At 38.8% G+C, this 17,096-nt stretch carries 12 protein-coding genes and 1 pseudogene; 4 read left to right on the top strand and 9 right to left on the bottom strand.

The window, feature by feature from the left end:
• Positions 1-15: 15 nt before the first annotated feature.
• The 3 genes from kynU to ACNSN2_RS02150 all read right to left on the bottom strand — a co-directional run bounded on the left by kynU (position 16) and on the right by ACNSN2_RS02150 (position 3,510).
• Complete coding sequence (gene kynU, locus ACNSN2_RS02160) at positions 16-1,251, bottom strand: kynureninase (RefSeq protein ID WP_418608438.1); 1,236 nt, start codon at positions 1,249-1,251, stop codon at positions 16-18.
• A 2-nt stretch (positions 1,252-1,253) separates the two neighbouring features.
• The gene (locus tag ACNSN2_RS02155; RefSeq protein ID WP_418608436.1) at positions 1,254-2,084 is read right to left on the bottom strand and encodes an alpha/beta hydrolase family protein; all 831 of its coding nucleotides are present in this window, start codon (positions 2,082-2,084) and stop codon (positions 1,254-1,256) included.
• A 124-nt stretch (positions 2,085-2,208) separates the two neighbouring features.
• On the bottom strand, positions 2,209-3,510 hold the full coding sequence (locus tag ACNSN2_RS02150) for an amidohydrolase family protein (RefSeq protein ID WP_418608434.1): 1,302 nt from the start codon (positions 3,508-3,510) through the stop codon (positions 2,209-2,211).
• Between the two features lie 219 nt (positions 3,511-3,729).
• On the opposite strand from ACNSN2_RS02150, the gene ACNSN2_RS02145 reads away from it, so the two are divergent.
• The 3 genes and pseudogenes from ACNSN2_RS02145 to ACNSN2_RS02135 all read left to right on the top strand — a co-directional run bounded on the left by ACNSN2_RS02145 (position 3,730) and on the right by ACNSN2_RS02135 (position 7,599).
• Positions 3,730-4,818, top strand: coding sequence for a PAS domain-containing protein (locus ACNSN2_RS02145; RefSeq protein WP_418608432.1), 1,089 nt, complete (start codon positions 3,730-3,732; stop codon positions 4,816-4,818).
• A 56-nt stretch (positions 4,819-4,874) separates the two neighbouring features.
• Positions 4,875-5,270: pseudogene (locus ACNSN2_RS02140) on the top strand (GGDEF domain-containing protein); the annotation flags it as partial.
• A gap of 148 nt (positions 5,271-5,418) precedes the next feature.
• Positions 5,419-7,599 (top strand): response regulator, encoded by a 2,181-nt coding sequence (locus tag ACNSN2_RS02135; RefSeq protein ID WP_418608430.1) that lies wholly within the window; start codon positions 5,419-5,421, stop codon positions 7,597-7,599.
• A gap of 66 nt (positions 7,600-7,665) precedes the next feature.
• Here ACNSN2_RS02135 and ACNSN2_RS02130 read toward each other — a convergent pair whose 3' ends face one another.
• Positions 7,666-10,827 (bottom strand): efflux RND transporter permease subunit, encoded by a 3,162-nt coding sequence (locus ACNSN2_RS02130; RefSeq protein ID WP_418608428.1) that lies wholly within the window; start codon positions 10,825-10,827, stop codon positions 7,666-7,668.
• Between the two features lie 22 nt (positions 10,828-10,849).
• On the bottom strand, positions 10,850-11,947 hold the full coding sequence (locus ACNSN2_RS02125) for an efflux RND transporter periplasmic adaptor subunit (RefSeq protein ID WP_418608426.1): 1,098 nt from the start codon (positions 11,945-11,947) through the stop codon (positions 10,850-10,852).
• Positions 11,948-12,122: 175 nt separating this feature from the next.
• Here ACNSN2_RS02125 and ACNSN2_RS02120 point away from each other — a divergent pair, with 175 nt between their 5' ends.
• Positions 12,123-12,431, top strand: a complete 309-nt coding sequence (locus ACNSN2_RS02120; RefSeq protein WP_010390782.1) for a hypothetical protein — start codon at positions 12,123-12,125, stop codon at positions 12,429-12,431.
• A 23-nt stretch (positions 12,432-12,454) separates the two neighbouring features.
• On the opposite strand, the gene ACNSN2_RS02115 is transcribed toward ACNSN2_RS02120, so the two are convergent.
• The 4 genes from ACNSN2_RS02115 to ACNSN2_RS02100 form a co-directional block, all read right to left on the bottom strand.
• Positions 12,455-13,048: an ACP phosphodiesterase gene (locus ACNSN2_RS02115; protein WP_010390781.1), complete on the bottom strand. Its 594-nt coding sequence runs from the start codon at positions 13,046-13,048 to the stop codon at positions 12,455-12,457.
• A gap of 118 nt (positions 13,049-13,166) precedes the next feature.
• Positions 13,167-13,661, bottom strand: a complete 495-nt coding sequence (locus tag ACNSN2_RS02110; RefSeq protein ID WP_010390780.1) for a general stress protein — start codon at positions 13,659-13,661, stop codon at positions 13,167-13,169.
• Between the two features lie 214 nt (positions 13,662-13,875).
• Positions 13,876-14,859 (bottom strand): DNA topoisomerase IB, encoded by a 984-nt coding sequence (locus tag ACNSN2_RS02105; RefSeq protein WP_418608423.1) that lies wholly within the window; start codon positions 14,857-14,859, stop codon positions 13,876-13,878.
• Between the two features lie 87 nt (positions 14,860-14,946).
• Entirely contained in the window at positions 14,947-17,013 is a 2,067-nt protein-coding gene (locus tag ACNSN2_RS02100) for a catalase (protein ID WP_418608421.1), read from the bottom strand.
• Positions 17,014-17,096 lie beyond the last annotated feature (83 nt).

Genomic DNA, 17,096 nt, shown 5'->3' with positions numbered 1-17,096 from the left:
TGGCTCATCATAAAGTTACGTCACTTTACCCGCTAAATTAAAACGTGGCTGGGTATATAGCTGGCTTTTAACTACCTCAGCTAAAATAGTTACTGCCTGCCAAATCTCTTCAAACGAAGTATAAAGTGGCGTAAAACCAAAGCGTAAAATATTAGGTGCACGAAAATCAGCAATAACCCCTTTTTCAATTAACGCTTGGCATATAGCAAACGCATCGGTATGCGAAAATGCTAATTGGCTACCTCTTTGGCTCGAATTTTCAGTGGAACATAAGCGCAAATCACTTAAGCATGAATGTGTTTGTACTAATTTAATAAATACGTCGGCAAGTGCAATCGACTTTTCTCTTACTTGAGAAATATCTACGTCTTGCCATACATCAAGCGCAGCATCTAAAGCACTCATCGCAATCACACTAGGTGTGCCACATAAATACTGATTTATAGTATCAGCACCTTGATATATTGCATCAAAAGCAAATGGTTTGGCATGACCCATCCAACCTGATAAGGGTTGCTTCACAGCAGCTTGGTGGCGTTTAGCCACATATAAAAATGCAGGTGAGCCTGGGCCACCGTTTAAGTATTTATAGCCACAGCCAACGGCAAAATCAGCATTACAGTTATCAAGTTCAACCGGTAAAGCTCCCGCACTATGGGCTAAATCCCATATCACCAAAATGCCTTTCTCGTGGGCTAACTGGGTGAGCTTTTGCATATCCAGCAACTGACCGGTTCTAAAGTTGACCTGCGTTAATAGCAACACAGCCACTGAATCATTAAGGTTTTGCTCAATACTTTGCTCTGCCACTAATTTAAGCTGACATAAGTCGGGGCCTAATAGCTTACTTAGCCCCTGCACCATGTATAAGTCAGTAGGAAAGTTATCCTCGGTGGATAACACCACATTTCGCTCAGGGTTTAACGATAATGCACTACTTAACAGTTTAAATAAGTTAACTGAAATCGAGTCACAACAAATCACTTGGCCTTTTGCTGCGCCAATAATCGGCGCTATTTTCTCTCCTACCAAAGTTGGTAAATCAATCCATTGGTGATCATTCCAACTTCTAATTAAATGGCTACCCCATTGCTGACTTACCACCTCAGCTACGCGCGATTTTACGGCTTTAGGCAAAGCCCCTAATGAGTTACCATCGAGATAAATAGTGTCTGCGGGTAAATCAAATTCATCACGTTTATTAGCCAGCGGATCGGCTTTATCAAGCGCTACAATCTCATTAAAATTCATTATTACTTCTCATTCAAATTTTTTATTAGTGTCTTAAATGCCTCAGAACCTGGGTGGATCCAATCAAAATGCCCCACACCATCTAGCATAACCACAGGTCGTTTAAGCTGCTCTAAATTAAAAGCTGGCACGATGGTATCTTGGTCACCTTGTAAAATAATACTCTGCGGATGAAGCGACTGCTCGCTCGGGTTCGCTTGCGTGTAAGCCTTGGGTTTATCAGTTGGCATACCTTGCATAAAATCCTTTGTCACTTTTTGACAGCTGTTATTACCGCGTGCATACGCTTTTATATCAGTAATAGGGGCTAAGCCAATAACCCCTTTGAGCTGTTCAATTTCACCACCAGCAAGCAGAGCTAAATGCCCACCAGCGGAGTGTCCTACCACAACCGAGTCAGCTAATTTAAACTCGCCATTATTATATTTACTTACCGCTAAAATTCCGGCTTTTACATCATTAAACGTTGTAGGCCAGCCACCACCGCTTGCGCCGCTTCTTCTATACTCTAAAGACCATACATTAAAACCAGCTTGTGCAAGCCCCGTACTTAACGCGTAGGTATGTTTAATATCGTATGCACTTAGCCAACAACCACCATGAAGTAAAATAACTAACGGGTTTTGCGGCTGTATTTGTTTTGCGCGCCAAAGTAATGCGAACTGCGATTCATTATCCCCATATGCTATTTTTTCATCCGCTGGGTTAAATCCCAATGAAGCCACACTTGCGTATGCCACATTATTATTTACATCAGGAAATTCAACTATCTGCGCGTTGGCATTAACCAAAAAAGGCCATACAACTAAAAATAAAACTATTAAGCTCTTCAAAATAAAATACTTCCTTTTATAACCTTAAAAGCGGTATGACCAAAAAACGCCAGCAGCCATTTATAAAATTTTTATACGACCTACCAGCGTTATTGCGTCATTATTAATAAAATAAATAGGGTATTTATTGGTGTTTAAAAATCGTGCCTTCTTTCATTACAAAATCGACATCCATTAAAGCGCTAATATCGCTAAGTGGGCTGGTGTCCAAAGCAATAATATCAGCAAACTTACCAGGCTCTATGGTGCCCAAGCGCTGGCTCATATCAATTAAATCAGCAGCATTGACGGTTGCCGATTTTAAAATATCAGCAGGAGTCATACCTGCTTGATGCATTAATACCGCTTCTTTTGCGTTAATGCCGTGCTTAGATACGCCACTGTCGGTACCAAATGCAATGTTTACCCCGGCCTTATAAGCCTTAGTAAAATTGTTGAGCATATCGCCCCCCACCCTAATTGCTTTGCTTTTAATTGGCGCAGACATAAAGTCACTGTTTTTTGCTAACCCAACTACGGTGTGCCCTGCAAGCAAAGTAGGGACTAAATAAGCCCCTGTTTCTTTAAATAATTTAATGCCTTCATCATCGGTGTAACTACCGTGCTCTATGCTATCAACGCCCGCACGTAATGCTGCATTAATACCTTGAGCGGCATGCGCATGACTAGCTACTTTTCGCCCTAAACCATGCGCTGTATCAACTACAGCTTTAAGTTCATCGTCTTGCATTTGCTGCCCTGTGCCCGTAGTAGTATCCGAAAGCACGCCACCGGTAGAAGCAACTTTAATTAAATCAGCCCCGTATTTAATTGCATAGCGAGTTTTTTTGCGGCATTCAATAGCGCCATCACACACTGTTGGCGGTGTTTTTATGGTGAGTAAATCTGGGCTCATACCATCAACATCTAAGTGTCCGCCAGTAATAGTAACGCCAGCACCAGCAATAATACGCGGCCCATCAACCCAGCCATTTTCTACGCCTTTACGTAATGCATACATTTGCTCGCTTTGACTTCCCACATCACGCACAGTAGTAAAGCCCGCCATAAGAGTTTTGTTAGCAAAATGCACACTGCGCATTGCTACATCTGCATCAGACATTTCCACCAGCTCTTTTTTATTATCAGGGCCAAGCTCACCTTGTAAATGCACATGCATATCCATAAGTCCCGGCATAACAAAGCGGGTCGATAAATCGATTAACTGAGCATCTTCGCCAAAACGAGTGATGGGTAAAAAGCCCGCTGATACCGAAACTATTTTGCCATTTTCTATTACTACGGTTTGTTTTTGTTGTGGTTTTTCTCCGGGAATAGCCAATAACTCTCCTGCATGAATTACTTTAGTATTTGCATATGCACTAGTAGCACAGAGATTAGCAGCGAAAAAAAACGAGGTAACAACACTCAATCGAAATATGCTCATTAAACTCTCCAGTGATTCGTTCTGCGTTAACAACAACGAAATAACGTTAAAATATTGTTATACAACCAATACCTTATCAGGAAAGTGATAAAAACAAACCTGAAATACACTTTTAGTAAGAATTCTGACCACTATTAAGACTGTCTTGAACTGAAAAAATAAAAGAAGGTGTCTATACTCAACCTTATTGTTGTAATACTTTTCATATGTAGGGAGCTTATGGATATTAAAGACATAAATATTGCGCTGCTAGAAAAGTGTAATTTTCTTTTAATGGTATTTGATAATAATAATCAGCTTAGTTATCTTTCTCCAAGGTGGTCAGAGCTAAATGTTGCAGCTAAAAAAGTACCCACCATTGAAAGCCTTTATGGCTGTTGTACTACTGAAAGCAAAGCTCTATTACAACAACAAATTCTCGCACTAAAATCGCAACATAATGAGTTAGACCAATTTGATATTGAACTAAAATTAGCAACCGATTACTCCATTAAACTAAATTGTTGCTTACATAGTGTGCAGCAAAACCAACACCAACATATGGTTTTAGTTTTTAACCAGCACTTTGCCCAAGTGTCGTCTGTTATTAGCAATAACGAATTACAAACCATCATAGAAAATGCCGGCGAAGTTTTAAAGGTAGGCTATTGGCAACTCGACTGTAAAACTAATCAATTATTTTGGACCGATGAAATTTATACCATCCATGGTGTTTCACCGAGTAACTATTCCCCTCAACTAGATACTGCAATAAATTTTTATCATGAAGATGACAAATCCAAAATAACAGATGCGGTCGAGCAAGCTCTTGCATGCGGACAAGAATGGAGTTGTATAAAGCTTCGTGTTGTAGATGACGATCTACAAGAGCGCACTGTAATATCAAGCGGCAATGTATCGAGAGATTTAAACGGTGAAATCACGAAGCTATATGGCATTTTTCAAGACATCTCAGGGAGTGAAAAAATAGCTCTGGAGCGGGACTTTTTAGTTACTGCACTCAAAGAAACCACAGTAGGAATGGTGATTGCCGATAAAGACAAGCGTGTTATTTGGGTAAATGGCTCATTTGAAAGAATTACAGGCTACCCACTGAATCAAGTAGAAGGTAAAAAGCTTGGCTCTATTTTACAAGGTGAAAAAACTGACACCAACACAATAGAGCAACTCAAAATTCATCTTAAAAAAGGGCTCCCCATAACTACAAGAATTTTAAACTACACAAAAAGTGGTGACCCTTATTGGAATGAACTGGCCATATCACCCATTTTTAGAGATGGAAAAGTAGCTTATTATTTTGCTGTTTAAATAGACGAACTTTATACAGAACACTCAGCGATGAGCTATTAAAAACGCAGAATAAAAATACCTATATTTCGTTATTAATGCTCGACATAGACCATTTTAAAGCAATAAATGATAACTATGGTCACGAAGCTGGCGATTTAAGCTTAAAAGAGCTTACCAATACATTACGCGCTTTAACGAGAAAACAAAATTTTGTATTTCGCCTGGGCGGTGAAGAGTTTTTAATTATTATGCCCAACACAAACAAAGCAGAAGCTAAGCAAGCCGCTGAGCGAATAAAACACGCAGTAAATGAACATAAAGTTTACTATCGCAATTTTAATATTAGCTTTACGGTAAGTATTGGGCTACTTACTCATGATGGCTCTATCAGCTTACAAAACAGCTTAAAATATGTTGATGACTATTTATACGAGGCAAAAACGAAAGGCCGTAATAGAATTGTTGATTGAGCAGTTTTAAATCAATTAGCAAAAACTGTTAAGGTCATATAAGCTAACTACTTGAGCATAATAATTTAATTGCATTTTACGCTCGCGCATCCATTATTATTTTTATTCAATTACTCATTGTTAGGCATATCAAAAACAAGGTTACATAATGATAAAAGCGTCAACACCTGAAGATGAACTATCACGGCTAAAAGACCTATATGAGTATGACGTTTTAGACACTGAAGCTGAGAAATCCTTTGACGACTTAACCCAGCTTGCATCTGATATTTGTGAAACGCCAATCTCACTAATAAGTCTTGTTGATCCCGACAGGCAATGGTTTAAATCAAAGCAAGGTATTGATGTAGACGAAACCGCACGGGATATCTCGTTTTGTTCTCACGCAATTTTAGAAAACCAAGTGTTCGAAGTTCAAAATGCACTTACTGATACCCGCTTTCACGATAATCCCTTGGTTACAAACGACCCAAATATTCGCTTTTATGCAGGTGCACCTCTTATAACTCCTAGAGGCAATGCTATTGGTACGTTATGTGTTATTAGCGATAAACCAAAAAAGCTCTCAAGCAAACAGATAAATGCACTCACGGTTTTGAGCAAAGAAGTTATTGCGCAATTAGAGCTTAGACTTAATAATAAAAAGCTAGTGATGGCATTAGAAAAACAAAAAGCACACAATAAACAACTAGAAAAGTTAAAAGAAGAAGCTGATACAGCCAATAACACAAAAAGTAAATTTTTGGCAAATATGACTCATGAGTTGAGAACCCCATTACATGGGATTTTAAATTTAGCTGAGTTTGCCATATCAGAAGGCACAACAGAGGAAAAAGATAACACCTTAAAAAGTATATTAAAGTCAGCACATTACTTATCAAATATTGTAAACGATATTTTAGACTTTTCTAAAATTGAGGCTGGTAAATTAGAGATTGAACATATCAACTTCAATCTTAATGACGTTATTAGCGATGTAATAAAACCCCAGTTACAGCAAGCGTCTGCTAAAGGTATAAAACTTATTAAGTCGGTAGATCCTAAAATAGCAGAGAATTTAAAAGGCGATCCTCTTCGGGTTTCGCAAATTTTAAATAACCTATGCTCAAATGCGATTAAATTTACCAAAACTGGTCAAGTCGAACTGAAAGTAAGTATTAAAAGCAGTACATTGCAAACACAATTACTCAAATTTGAAGTTATTGATACAGGCCTTGGCATTAATGAGACTGTTCAAGAACATTTATTTAAAGAGTTTCATCAGGCAGACTCATCAACTTCAAGAGAATATGGGGGGACAGGTTTAGGCTTATCAATTTGTGCTCGCTTGAGTGAATTAATGCAAGGGAAGCTTAGCTTTTCCAGCAAAATAGGTAAGGGCTCCACATTTACCTACGAGCAAAACTTTGAGCTTGCTTTATTACCATCAATACCAAAGCAGGACTCTGATATAACAAACCTGCAAGGTTGTACTGTGTTAATTGCCGAAGATAATAAAATAAATCAGCTTATTATCGTTAAAATGCTCAAAGCACATAATGCTAATTTAATTATCGCAGAGGATGGTAAAGAATGCGTTAAGTACTTCAAAGAGCACCCTGTCGACTTAATTTTCATGGATATACAAATGCCTGAAATGGATGGCATAAAAGCCACGCAGGCTATTAGAGCACTCCCTGCAGGTAAAACAGTTCCAATTATAGCTATGACAGCAAATACCCTAAAACAAGACATTGAGCATTATTTAGATATTGGTATGGATGGCTACTTAACTAAACCGTTTGATAAAGCTAAGCTCAATAGCTTACTCAATGTTTATAATCCTAAAAACCTTAATTTAAAAAACTTAGCAGTAAAAATTAGCGATCCTAATGTTTCTAGTGACAGGAAACTAAAGCAAATATGCAAAGAGTTAAAAGCGCTTATTCCCAATGCTAATCGAGTCAGTCTGTGGTTATTTAATAAAGATTACAGTGCATTAAATTGCTTAGCTTGCCTTGATGAAAATAATGACGTGTTAAGTGGAACTGTTCTATACACAGAAAACTCCCCTGCTTATTTCAACTATATTTTAACCAACCAAGTACTCGACGCCTCCGACGCCAGAAATAACGAAGTAACCAAGCCATTCTCTCTCTCTTACTTTGAGCCGCTCAATATTTATTCTTTACTTGATTACATTTATATACTTGATAGCAAACCATTAGGTGTTATTTGTTGTGAAAGTGTAGGCTCAAAGGTAACTTGGAGCCATGTTGATAAAGAGTCGTTAATCAAAGTCGCAGACGTTACTAACTTGTTTTTATCTAAACAAATAAAGCATGAGTAAAACAGGCCTATTTAGTGGCTAAAATTGCCACTAAATAGGGATAAAACTTATTATCAGCCCTTCATATTAAGCCTGCTCTGACTCACGCTGAGTTTGATGTTTATCTGATTTAACTGGCTTTATTTTAAAGAAAAACGTATACAAAACAGGAACAAATCCTAATGTTAAAATTGTTCCCATTGCAAGACCAAACGCAATAGTGCTTGCTTGACCATAAAACAAAACATCTTTAGATAAAATAAGTGGCATTAAGCCTATTATCGTTGTGCAAGTAGACATCAAAATAGGGCGTAAACGCCTTAAAGAAGCATTGATTACCGCCTCAAAGTTTTGTTGATTAGACTGCTCTGCGGTTTGTTGCTCTGAGTACTCTATCTGTTTACGTTCAATATTTATTCGGTCTATTAAAATCACCGCATTATTAATGATAATACCGGCAAGCGCATATAAACCTAAAATAACCATAAACCCAAAGTTTGCTTGCATAACCAACAAACCAAAAGCAGCACCAATAATAATTAGGGGTACGGTTAAAAATACAATACTGGTTGCACGGTAAGAGCGAAATTGCGCAATAATAATAAACACCATAATGGCAATACACAGCGGTAAATTAGCTAAGATAGCAGCTTGCGATTCCGCGGAGTCTCCAATCACCCCGTCGTATTCAATTTTATATCCAGGTGGTAATTTTTCTTTTATTTTAGCAAGCTTCTCTTCAAGTAAGGGCACCATACTTTGCGCCGACATAATTTGATTTTTAGCTTGTACAGTTACGGTACGAAATAAATTTTCACGCGCAATTCGCGCAAATTGCGTTTCATAGCGAATCTCGGCCACTTGCATTAAAGGAACACTGACGCCTCTAGCAGAAGAATAAATACTTACACTATTGATCCGATCTAAATCGTAACGCTCCCTGTCTTGTGCCCTTAATACAATAGGGAATATATCATCACCTTCACGAAACTCGGATATTATGCGTCCAGAAAAATAGGTTTCTAACGCTTGGGCAACATCATTTGAGCTAATTCCGGCACGACGAGCATTTTGCTGATTAACCTCAAGTTTAAGTGTCGTAATGCGGTTTTCCCAATCGCTTTTAATATCAAACGTGCCATCTACATTTCGCAACAAAGTTTTAATTTCATCGCTAACAGAATAAATATAATCACTATCAGGACCTTTAACTTGAATCTCTATTAGTGAAGAATCAGATGGCCCTAAGAACATTTTCGTAACACGCCCCATCACACCAGGGAAATCTTGAGCAAACATCTCACGCACTCTCTTTAATGTAGGATCGGCGAACTTTCGTTCACCTACATCAATCATAAAAAATGCTTTTGAAGGTTCGGGGTCGATAGGTGTAAGTGATAAAACAAACCGAGGACCACCAAATCCAGCATAGGCCGCATATTTTTCAATATGTGGAAAGTGTTCTTTATCATCCAAGTTTTTTGAAATAGCCTGCACCGTTGCGTCAGTTTTACGCATTGAAGTACCCGCTGGCATATCAAGGTACACTAAAATTTGTGCTCGATCAGAATCTGGAAAAAACTTTGCAGGCACTAGACTCATAGCCCAGCCCCCTGCCAAAAATAGTCCTAAAATAACAACAACAAACGCAATACGCGCACGCATAATTTGTCGTAATGCTTTTTCGTAAACCGGGGTGAGGCTATCAAAAAAGCGATTAATTTTACGTCGAACAATATTTTGCTTTTGCCTCGTTTCTTTTTTAACAAAGCGATGACATAAATAAGTAGTAAATGTCAGGCTTAGCGCCCAAGAAGTAAGTAATGCAATTAGCACCACCAAGGAGATCGAGCGCGTATATTCACCGGCACTACTTTGTGCCAACATAAGAGGTAAAAACACAAGAATAGTTGTTAATGATGAAGTTAAAGACGGTATCGCAAGAGTGCCGGAGGTATTACGTACAGCTGTATCACGCGTTTCGCCATCTTCGATACGCTTTTTAAAATCTTCAGCCATTATTATGCCATCATCAACCAAAAGACCAAGCGCAATAATTAAAGTAGCTAGCGACATACGCTCTAATGGAATACCCATAAAGTTCATAACTGAAAGCGTAATTAAAATCGCTGCTGGCACAATCGAGCCCACAATCAGACCAGTGCGTAAGCCTAAAAACATCACTACCACAATTGATACTATAACGATGGTTTGCAAAACACTAAAAGTCACACCAAATACTGCATCTTCAACCACATCGGCTTGGCGCGTAATATTTTTTAATTGATAGCCTGCAGGAATAGTTTGGTTAATTTGAGCTGTCATCGCTTCTATTTTAGGAGTGAACTTAAGCACATCCGCTTGTTCATCCTTAGATATGGCAAAAATAATGGCTTGGCGATTATTGTAATAACTTGTTCTTGATGGGGGATCGACCACTTTACGGCTTATTTTAGCAATATCGCGCAACAATATTGTTTCAGGCTGGTTAGGCACACTGATAAGTGTATTTCTAATATCGGCAAGGTTTTGGTAATTTCCTGAAGGTTGAATAATAAAGTTTTTGCCATTGGCGTCAATAACCCCACTAGGGCGTATAATATTTTGGTTTTTCAAAGCGGCAATTAATTGTTCAGGTGCAATACCCAGTTGAGCGAGCTTAGCATTTTCAATTTCAATAAAAATACGCTCTTGTTGAATGCCCAAAATATCAATTTTTTTAGTGCCCTCAACTTGATGCAGCATATCAGCAATGTGTTGCGCCACATCTTGGCGATCGCCCATACTGTAGGCAGGATCAGCAATAAGTGCCACTGTTAATACGGCAACATCACCAAAATCATCGTTTACTACATAAGGTAATGTCCCATTGGGTAAGTCATCACGCACTGCGTTTATTTGATCGCGCAGTTTATCCCATTGTTGATCAAACTCACTTTGCTCAACACTTTGCTTAAGCTCAGCGTGAATAATAGAACGACCAGGAATAGATACTGAGCGAATTTCGGCAATACTGGGCATTTCACGAATAGCTTCTTCGAGTGTTTTAGTGATCAACAACTCTACTTTTTTTGCGCTCATCCCCGGATAAGCTGTTGTGACAACAGCTTCGCGAATTTTTATTTTAGGGTCTTCTTGCTTTGGTAGTTGATAATAACTAAAGGCGCCAAATAACATAAGGCCAAAAACAATAGCTAACATAAGGCGATTATGGTCACGAGCAAGCTCTGAAATAGTAGGGATCTTCATTGTTTTAAATCTCCGTCACGGGTTATGGGTTAAGTCGCTTAATTTCGCCTTCGATAAGCGTTACTTTTTGCCCATCGTGTAAAAAAGCCATTCCCGCGTTAACAATTTGTTCCCCCTCTTTTAAATCTCCTTTAATTTGCGCTTTTTGCGCAAAAAATTTCATTACATCCACTGTTGTTTTTTGTAAAACGTAGTCAGCTTGCGCTGTTGTTATCAGTTTAAAAACAAAGTGTTGGTTATTTTCTTTTGCCATGATTGCACTTACAGGCACCATAAAACCATGGCTTTCTCCCTGCTGTTGTTTAAATTGCACTTCTGCACTCATACCCGTTCTGATACCTGCGATATCATTAGCTGAGATTTTTAAAATAATAGGAAAAGCATTCGCTCCTTGAGCAGCTGAGCCAATTTCTTTAATTTTAGCATTCAACGATTTATCTAAAGCTGAAATAGTTACCTTTGCCGGTTTATCAATAGTTAACGAGGAGAGAAGCCCTTCAGGCGCAAGCGCTGAGACTTCAAAACTTTCTTTACCTTGGATTAAAAGTGCCGAGATATTAGGGCTAACTTGTTGCGAAGGTTCAATATTACGTTTTGAGATAGTCCCAGCATAGGGCGCAATCAATGTAGTATCTTTTAACTTTTCTTTTGCCATCGCTAATCGCACTTGAGCAATATCGACTTTATCCTTGGCGCTCTCATATTGAGACTTTGCAGCATCGTATTGCGCGCCAGACACCGCACCATCATCAACCAGTGACGCTTTACGTTCAAAATCCTGCTTAACATTTAGCATCGTAGCCTTTGCATTAGAGACCTGTCCTTTGGCCTCTTGCACTGCCAATAAATACTTTGTTTGTTCTAGTTTGGCGAGGGGCTCACCTTTATCAAAAGCTTCACCAATATCAAAAAAAACGTCTTCAACCTTTCCGCTAACCTCAAATGTTAAGGTCGTTGTATCTGCAGGTTGAATAACACCTGACAAAATACGACTATCAAACGAGTTAGTTTTTTTTAACTCAATGGCAGAAACAGGTTTTAATTTTTGCTCAGGAACTTGCTCTTCAGAGCACCCTGACAGCATAAAAATAATAACTAAAAAAACAACTATATGATTCATAATTTCCCTTGATAAATAGTGTATTCAAACCGATTGAACTACTAAACTAACCACAATCAGTCTTCACTATGAGCCATCTAATTTAAAGTATGGCTAACATTGTTATCACCCTGAAAGCTTGGGTATAATGCATTATTCCGGCTGTATTCTTAGCCTCTAAATTGGATCTTCTCCCATGAAAAAACTATCTGCTGTGCAAGTTAAACAACAAGCACTCGTCCTCAATGTTGCTGACAAAATAGAAGAGCAAGGCCGTGCTGAAATTCCAGGTATGCTGCAGTGCTGGTTTGATGTGGAATATCATTTATTTCCGGGCTCTTTACTAATGTGTTTTCAGTTTGAAAACCAACAGGCACTAACTGCGGCAGAGCCTGAGTTATTAAAATGGCAAAAGCGCTTAAGCGGTGCAATGCTTAAAAAAGGCGTAATTTTAAAAGATATGCGTAAACATTTAGTATTTACCTTAAAAGGACCAGACGACTAAACCACTTATTTTGTAAGCGCACTCTACTTTGGTGCGCTCTCCAAATTAAACTTATTAACGTGTTCAATTAGCTCAGGAAAAAACGCTAAAAACAGTCCATCTAGCTCACTATAATGTCGGGTTATATCTTCAGCGGTGCCTGCAAAATTATTAGTAAAGCGAACCCGTTTAGCAATATTATCAAGCGCCCGCCCAACCCCATCAACGCTTTCATACTCTTTAAACCAATCGTTTTGTGTCATACTGGTTACTACACGTTGCATTCGTGTAGGCATTACAGGTATACGCTTATCCAAAAGCGCATAACTGGTTTGCTTAAAATCAATCAGTGATTGGTTATTAAACTGCTGCCAATGCTGAATCAGAAAATGATCAAACACCACATCAACAGCCACGCCTGCAAAGCGCCTGCGCTTGGGTGAAAAAAGCTGTTTAGCTTCTTTAACTAAAGGGTGTGCATCAGTAAATTTATCCACTAAATAATGGTTATCTAGCGCACTTTTAACACTTGTCGGTATGTATGTTAGCTGTCGTTGACCACCAAAATCTCCCAGTAAGTTGCCAAAATGAGAATCAGCCGTAGGCTTTGCTAAATAAAGGTGAGCTAAATAATTCATTGGTTTCCATATAGATTAATATACTAAGCTCAGATAGTTTTAAAAATCAAACGCGTAAAAAGATGGAACGCAGTTCCACCTTTATACTTTTTAGATACTTATAGTGCATCCTGAAATATTACGCTTTTGAAACCTTGCTTGCACCAGCATTATCAAGAATTTCTTCAATACTATTTTTGTTATCGCTGTTATATTTAACACCGACGAGTATTGAACCCTTCTCAATTGCGTCTTCATAATACTTAATTTCATGTTCTGGAATAAATGCGCCGATTGCTGCACCTAGAGTCCCACCAACGGCAGCACCGGCGCCACCAGCTGCAAGTGCTGAAACCAAAGGACCTGCGACTAATAAGCCTGCACCACCCGAAGCGACTGCACCAACAGCGGTAAAACCACCAATAATTGCCGCTAACACGCCACCAGATGCAGCGCCCAGCAAACCGCCCTCTGAAGCTTTGGTACCTTCATCTACAGCAAAGTCTTCCTTTGTATACGAGTCGTTAGCAACAATGCTTATATCCGCCTCACTTACACCTAAAGCTTCTAATCTATAAATGGCTAATGTTGCTTGTGATGCATTGTCGAATAACCCAGTAATAACAGTACTCATAATAACTCCTTTATTTGTTTAAGAAAGTACGCTTAGTAATTAGCAACATTCAAACCAAAGTTTTAATCCTTTAAAATCAGAAAGATAAATAAAAAAAGCAAAGTAGAACTCTACGTTTTAAAGTAAAAGTTGCTAGAAGTTGTAAAAAGTTCACACACATAGGTATAACTCAAGCGATTGAAATATGAGTAGAATTACAAAGAGATTAACGTTATTAGCTTTGTTCTTCTAAAAATATCAACAACCCACGCTCATAGCGACTTAGATACTTAGTCTTACGGGGTAGTTTGTCTAAGTTATTAAAGTCCTTTAGAGATTCTTTACCTCCTTTACACAGCTCAATCAACTTTGGATGAATATATGAATTACGAGCTATTGCTGGGGTATTCCCTAAATTACTTGAAACGCTACCTAACATATCTTTAAGCGAAAGCTGGCCGTTTGATTTATGTAAGACTTCAAATGCCAAAACACTGGCCCGCCATGTTCTAAAATGTTTTGCACTAAACTGCTCACCCATAACACTTTGAATAAACTCATTCACTTCTTTGGAGGTAACATCACAACACTCGCCTTCATCGATATATTGGAATAAGCTCTGCCCAGGCAAATCTTGCAACTGCTGTATGATAGAGCTAAGCACTTTATCTGTTATATTCACTTCTCTTTGCTTACCGGATTTTGCTTTATACTTTAAGCGAATATTTTTACCCGTTAGTTTTGCATGCCGGCTACGTAATGTCGTAGCACCAAAACTATTGTTATGTTTGGCATTTTTTTTAGAACCAACGCGCAGAGCTCCAAGGTCCATTAAACGTACAACGGCTGCAATTGTGCGCTGGCAATCAAGTTCATTACCTCGCAAATATTCCGATAGTTTTGCTCTTAACAAAGGCAGTTTATTTCCAAATAAAACACATGCTTCAAACTTTTTAAGCTCTTGCTGCTCCCTAAACTCGGGATGATAAAAGTATTGCTTGCGGTCTTTGTTGTCGTAGCCAGTAGCTAAAATATGCCCATTTTCTTCTGGGCATAACCATACATCTTTGTATGCGGGGGGAAAAGCGAGACTGTCTAACCGCTCTATTTCATCTTTATCATGTATTTTCTTTCCTGCAGGATCATAATAAACCCATTGGTTTTCATGCCTCTTTCGAGTAATACCCGGCAAGTTATCATCGACATAAATTAGTTTCATTTTATTCCTTTAAATTTTTGTAATCCTCAAATCAAACGGTGCCATCAATAACAAGGGCTAGTTCTCACTAGCCCCAATTTATGCGATTTATCGGCTCCAATACCTAAGATTACGAATTTTTGAGACAAACTCACTTGCGGAAATTTTATTTAAATCCAACCAGCCATCATCAAGCTGTCCATTTAAACCCGTAGCCTCGATTAAAGGAGTTGCTTTATCACTAAAGCCGATATACTTCATATGTGCATAAGCATCACTGACAAAATCTTTCGCCTCCGGTATTTCAGCAAACTTTTTAGCGCCTTCATTAGTGGTAAGCAGAACTATTGCGTCGTAAAGCACCGAAGGACCGCCATTAATCACTTGATCGGCCTCAACAACCTCGCCATTACTGTTTTTAGCACCACCAACTTGAGCCGCAATAACTTCATGACTTGCACCTTCCTCTTTAAGGCTTTGTGTTAATAAATTAAAGGTTTCAGCATCAAAACCATCACTTACTAATATACCAAGCTTCCTGCCTTTAAATGTATTTGGCGCATTTTTTAAAATACTTAGCGCATCAGATACTGGTAAATCTTGACGGGTATCAAGCGCAGCTTCTGCGGCATCTGGCATAGTTTGTAAACCTAAACCCAATGCAACTTGCTCAGCAAGCTTGTTATCAATGTTTAACAGATGAGAAACCACGCGTTCTCTGATACGTAAATGCTCTACTTTAGATAACTCAAAAATCAAAGCATCTTGAATATGCGTTTGCTCAATGTCAGTTTGACTTAAATAGAATTGGCGCGCTTGGCTATAGTGATCACTAAATGTTTCTGAGCGATAGCGTAATTTACCCCCGTCAGTTTCAGATTCTGAGCTTTTGAATCCGTGTACAGGGCACTCTCGCGGGTTGTTTTCACCCCCGCTGAATGAATTAGGTTCGTAATTAACCCGGCCTTTGGGGTTCTGCATTGCCATGTGGCCATCTTGAAGAAAATGTCTCATCGGGCATTTTGGTGCATTAATAGGAATTTGTGTGAAATTAGGCCCACCTAGGCGTTTGGTTTGTGTATCTAGGTAAGAAAAATTACGGCCTTGCAATAAAGGATCGGGAGTAAAATCAAGCCCAGGCACTATATTTTGAGTACAAAATGCAACCTGTTCGGTTTCTGCGAAGAAGTTGTCTACGACTCGATTGAGTACCATTTTACCAATAACTTTAACTGGTACTTGCTCTTCGGGTATCAGTTTAGTGGCATCAAAAACATCGAACTCGAACTCTTCAGCAAATTTTTGATCAAATACTTGAATGCCCAGCTCCCATTCCGGATAGTCACCATTATTAATTGATTCCCACATATCACGACGATGAAAATCAGGATCAGCGCCATTTAATTTCAATGCCTCATTCCAAACCACTGACTGCATACCGCCTTTAGGTTTCCAGTGGAACTTAACAAATTTTTCTTCACCTTGTGCATTAATAAACTTAAAAGTATGAACGCCAAACCCTTCCATAAACCTTAATGAGCGCGGGATAGCTCTATCTGACATTGCCCACATAACCATGTGCATGGATTCTGGCGACAAACTTACAAAATCCCAAAAATTATCGTGGGCTGTTTGCGCTTGTGGAAAACCACGATCTGGTTCTGCTTTTGCGCTATGTATAAGGTCGGGAAACTTCATCGCGTCTTGAATGAAAAAAACTGGGATATTATTGCCTACCAGATCCCAATTACCTTCCTGCGTATAAAACTTAACGGCAAAACCTCGCACATCACGTGCTAAATCAGGCGAGCCCTGATTACCCGCCACTGTTGAAAAGCGTGCAAAAACAGGTGTTTTTTCACCTTTACGTTGAAAAATATCAACAGAAGTCAAATCATCTAAAGCATCATACGTTTCAAAGTAACCATGTGCACCATACCCTCTTGCGTGAACAACTCGCTCAGGAATTCGCTCGTGATCAAAGTGAAACAACTTTTCTCGTAACACATGATCTTCCAATAGTCCTGGTCCGCGTTGACCTGCTTTTAATGAATTTTGATTGTCACTGATAGGGCAACCTTGTGCGGTTGTCATTACGGGATGGTCTTTATTAGCTTTTTGATGAAGCTCTCCTGCATGTCCTTTATTATTTGCATACTTAAATGACTCTGCCATAACTTTTCTTCCTTAAATAATTTTTTGATTGCTATATTTTTATAGGGTTAAAAAACAATAACCAAGCAAAATAAAGACCACCT

It is taken from the genome of Pseudoalteromonas sp. US3C1013, assembly GCF_048401115.1.
Taxonomy (GTDB): domain Bacteria; phylum Pseudomonadota; class Gammaproteobacteria; order Enterobacterales; family Alteromonadaceae; genus Pseudoalteromonas; species Pseudoalteromonas undina.
This window is presented reverse-complemented; position numbering and strand designations above follow the sequence as displayed.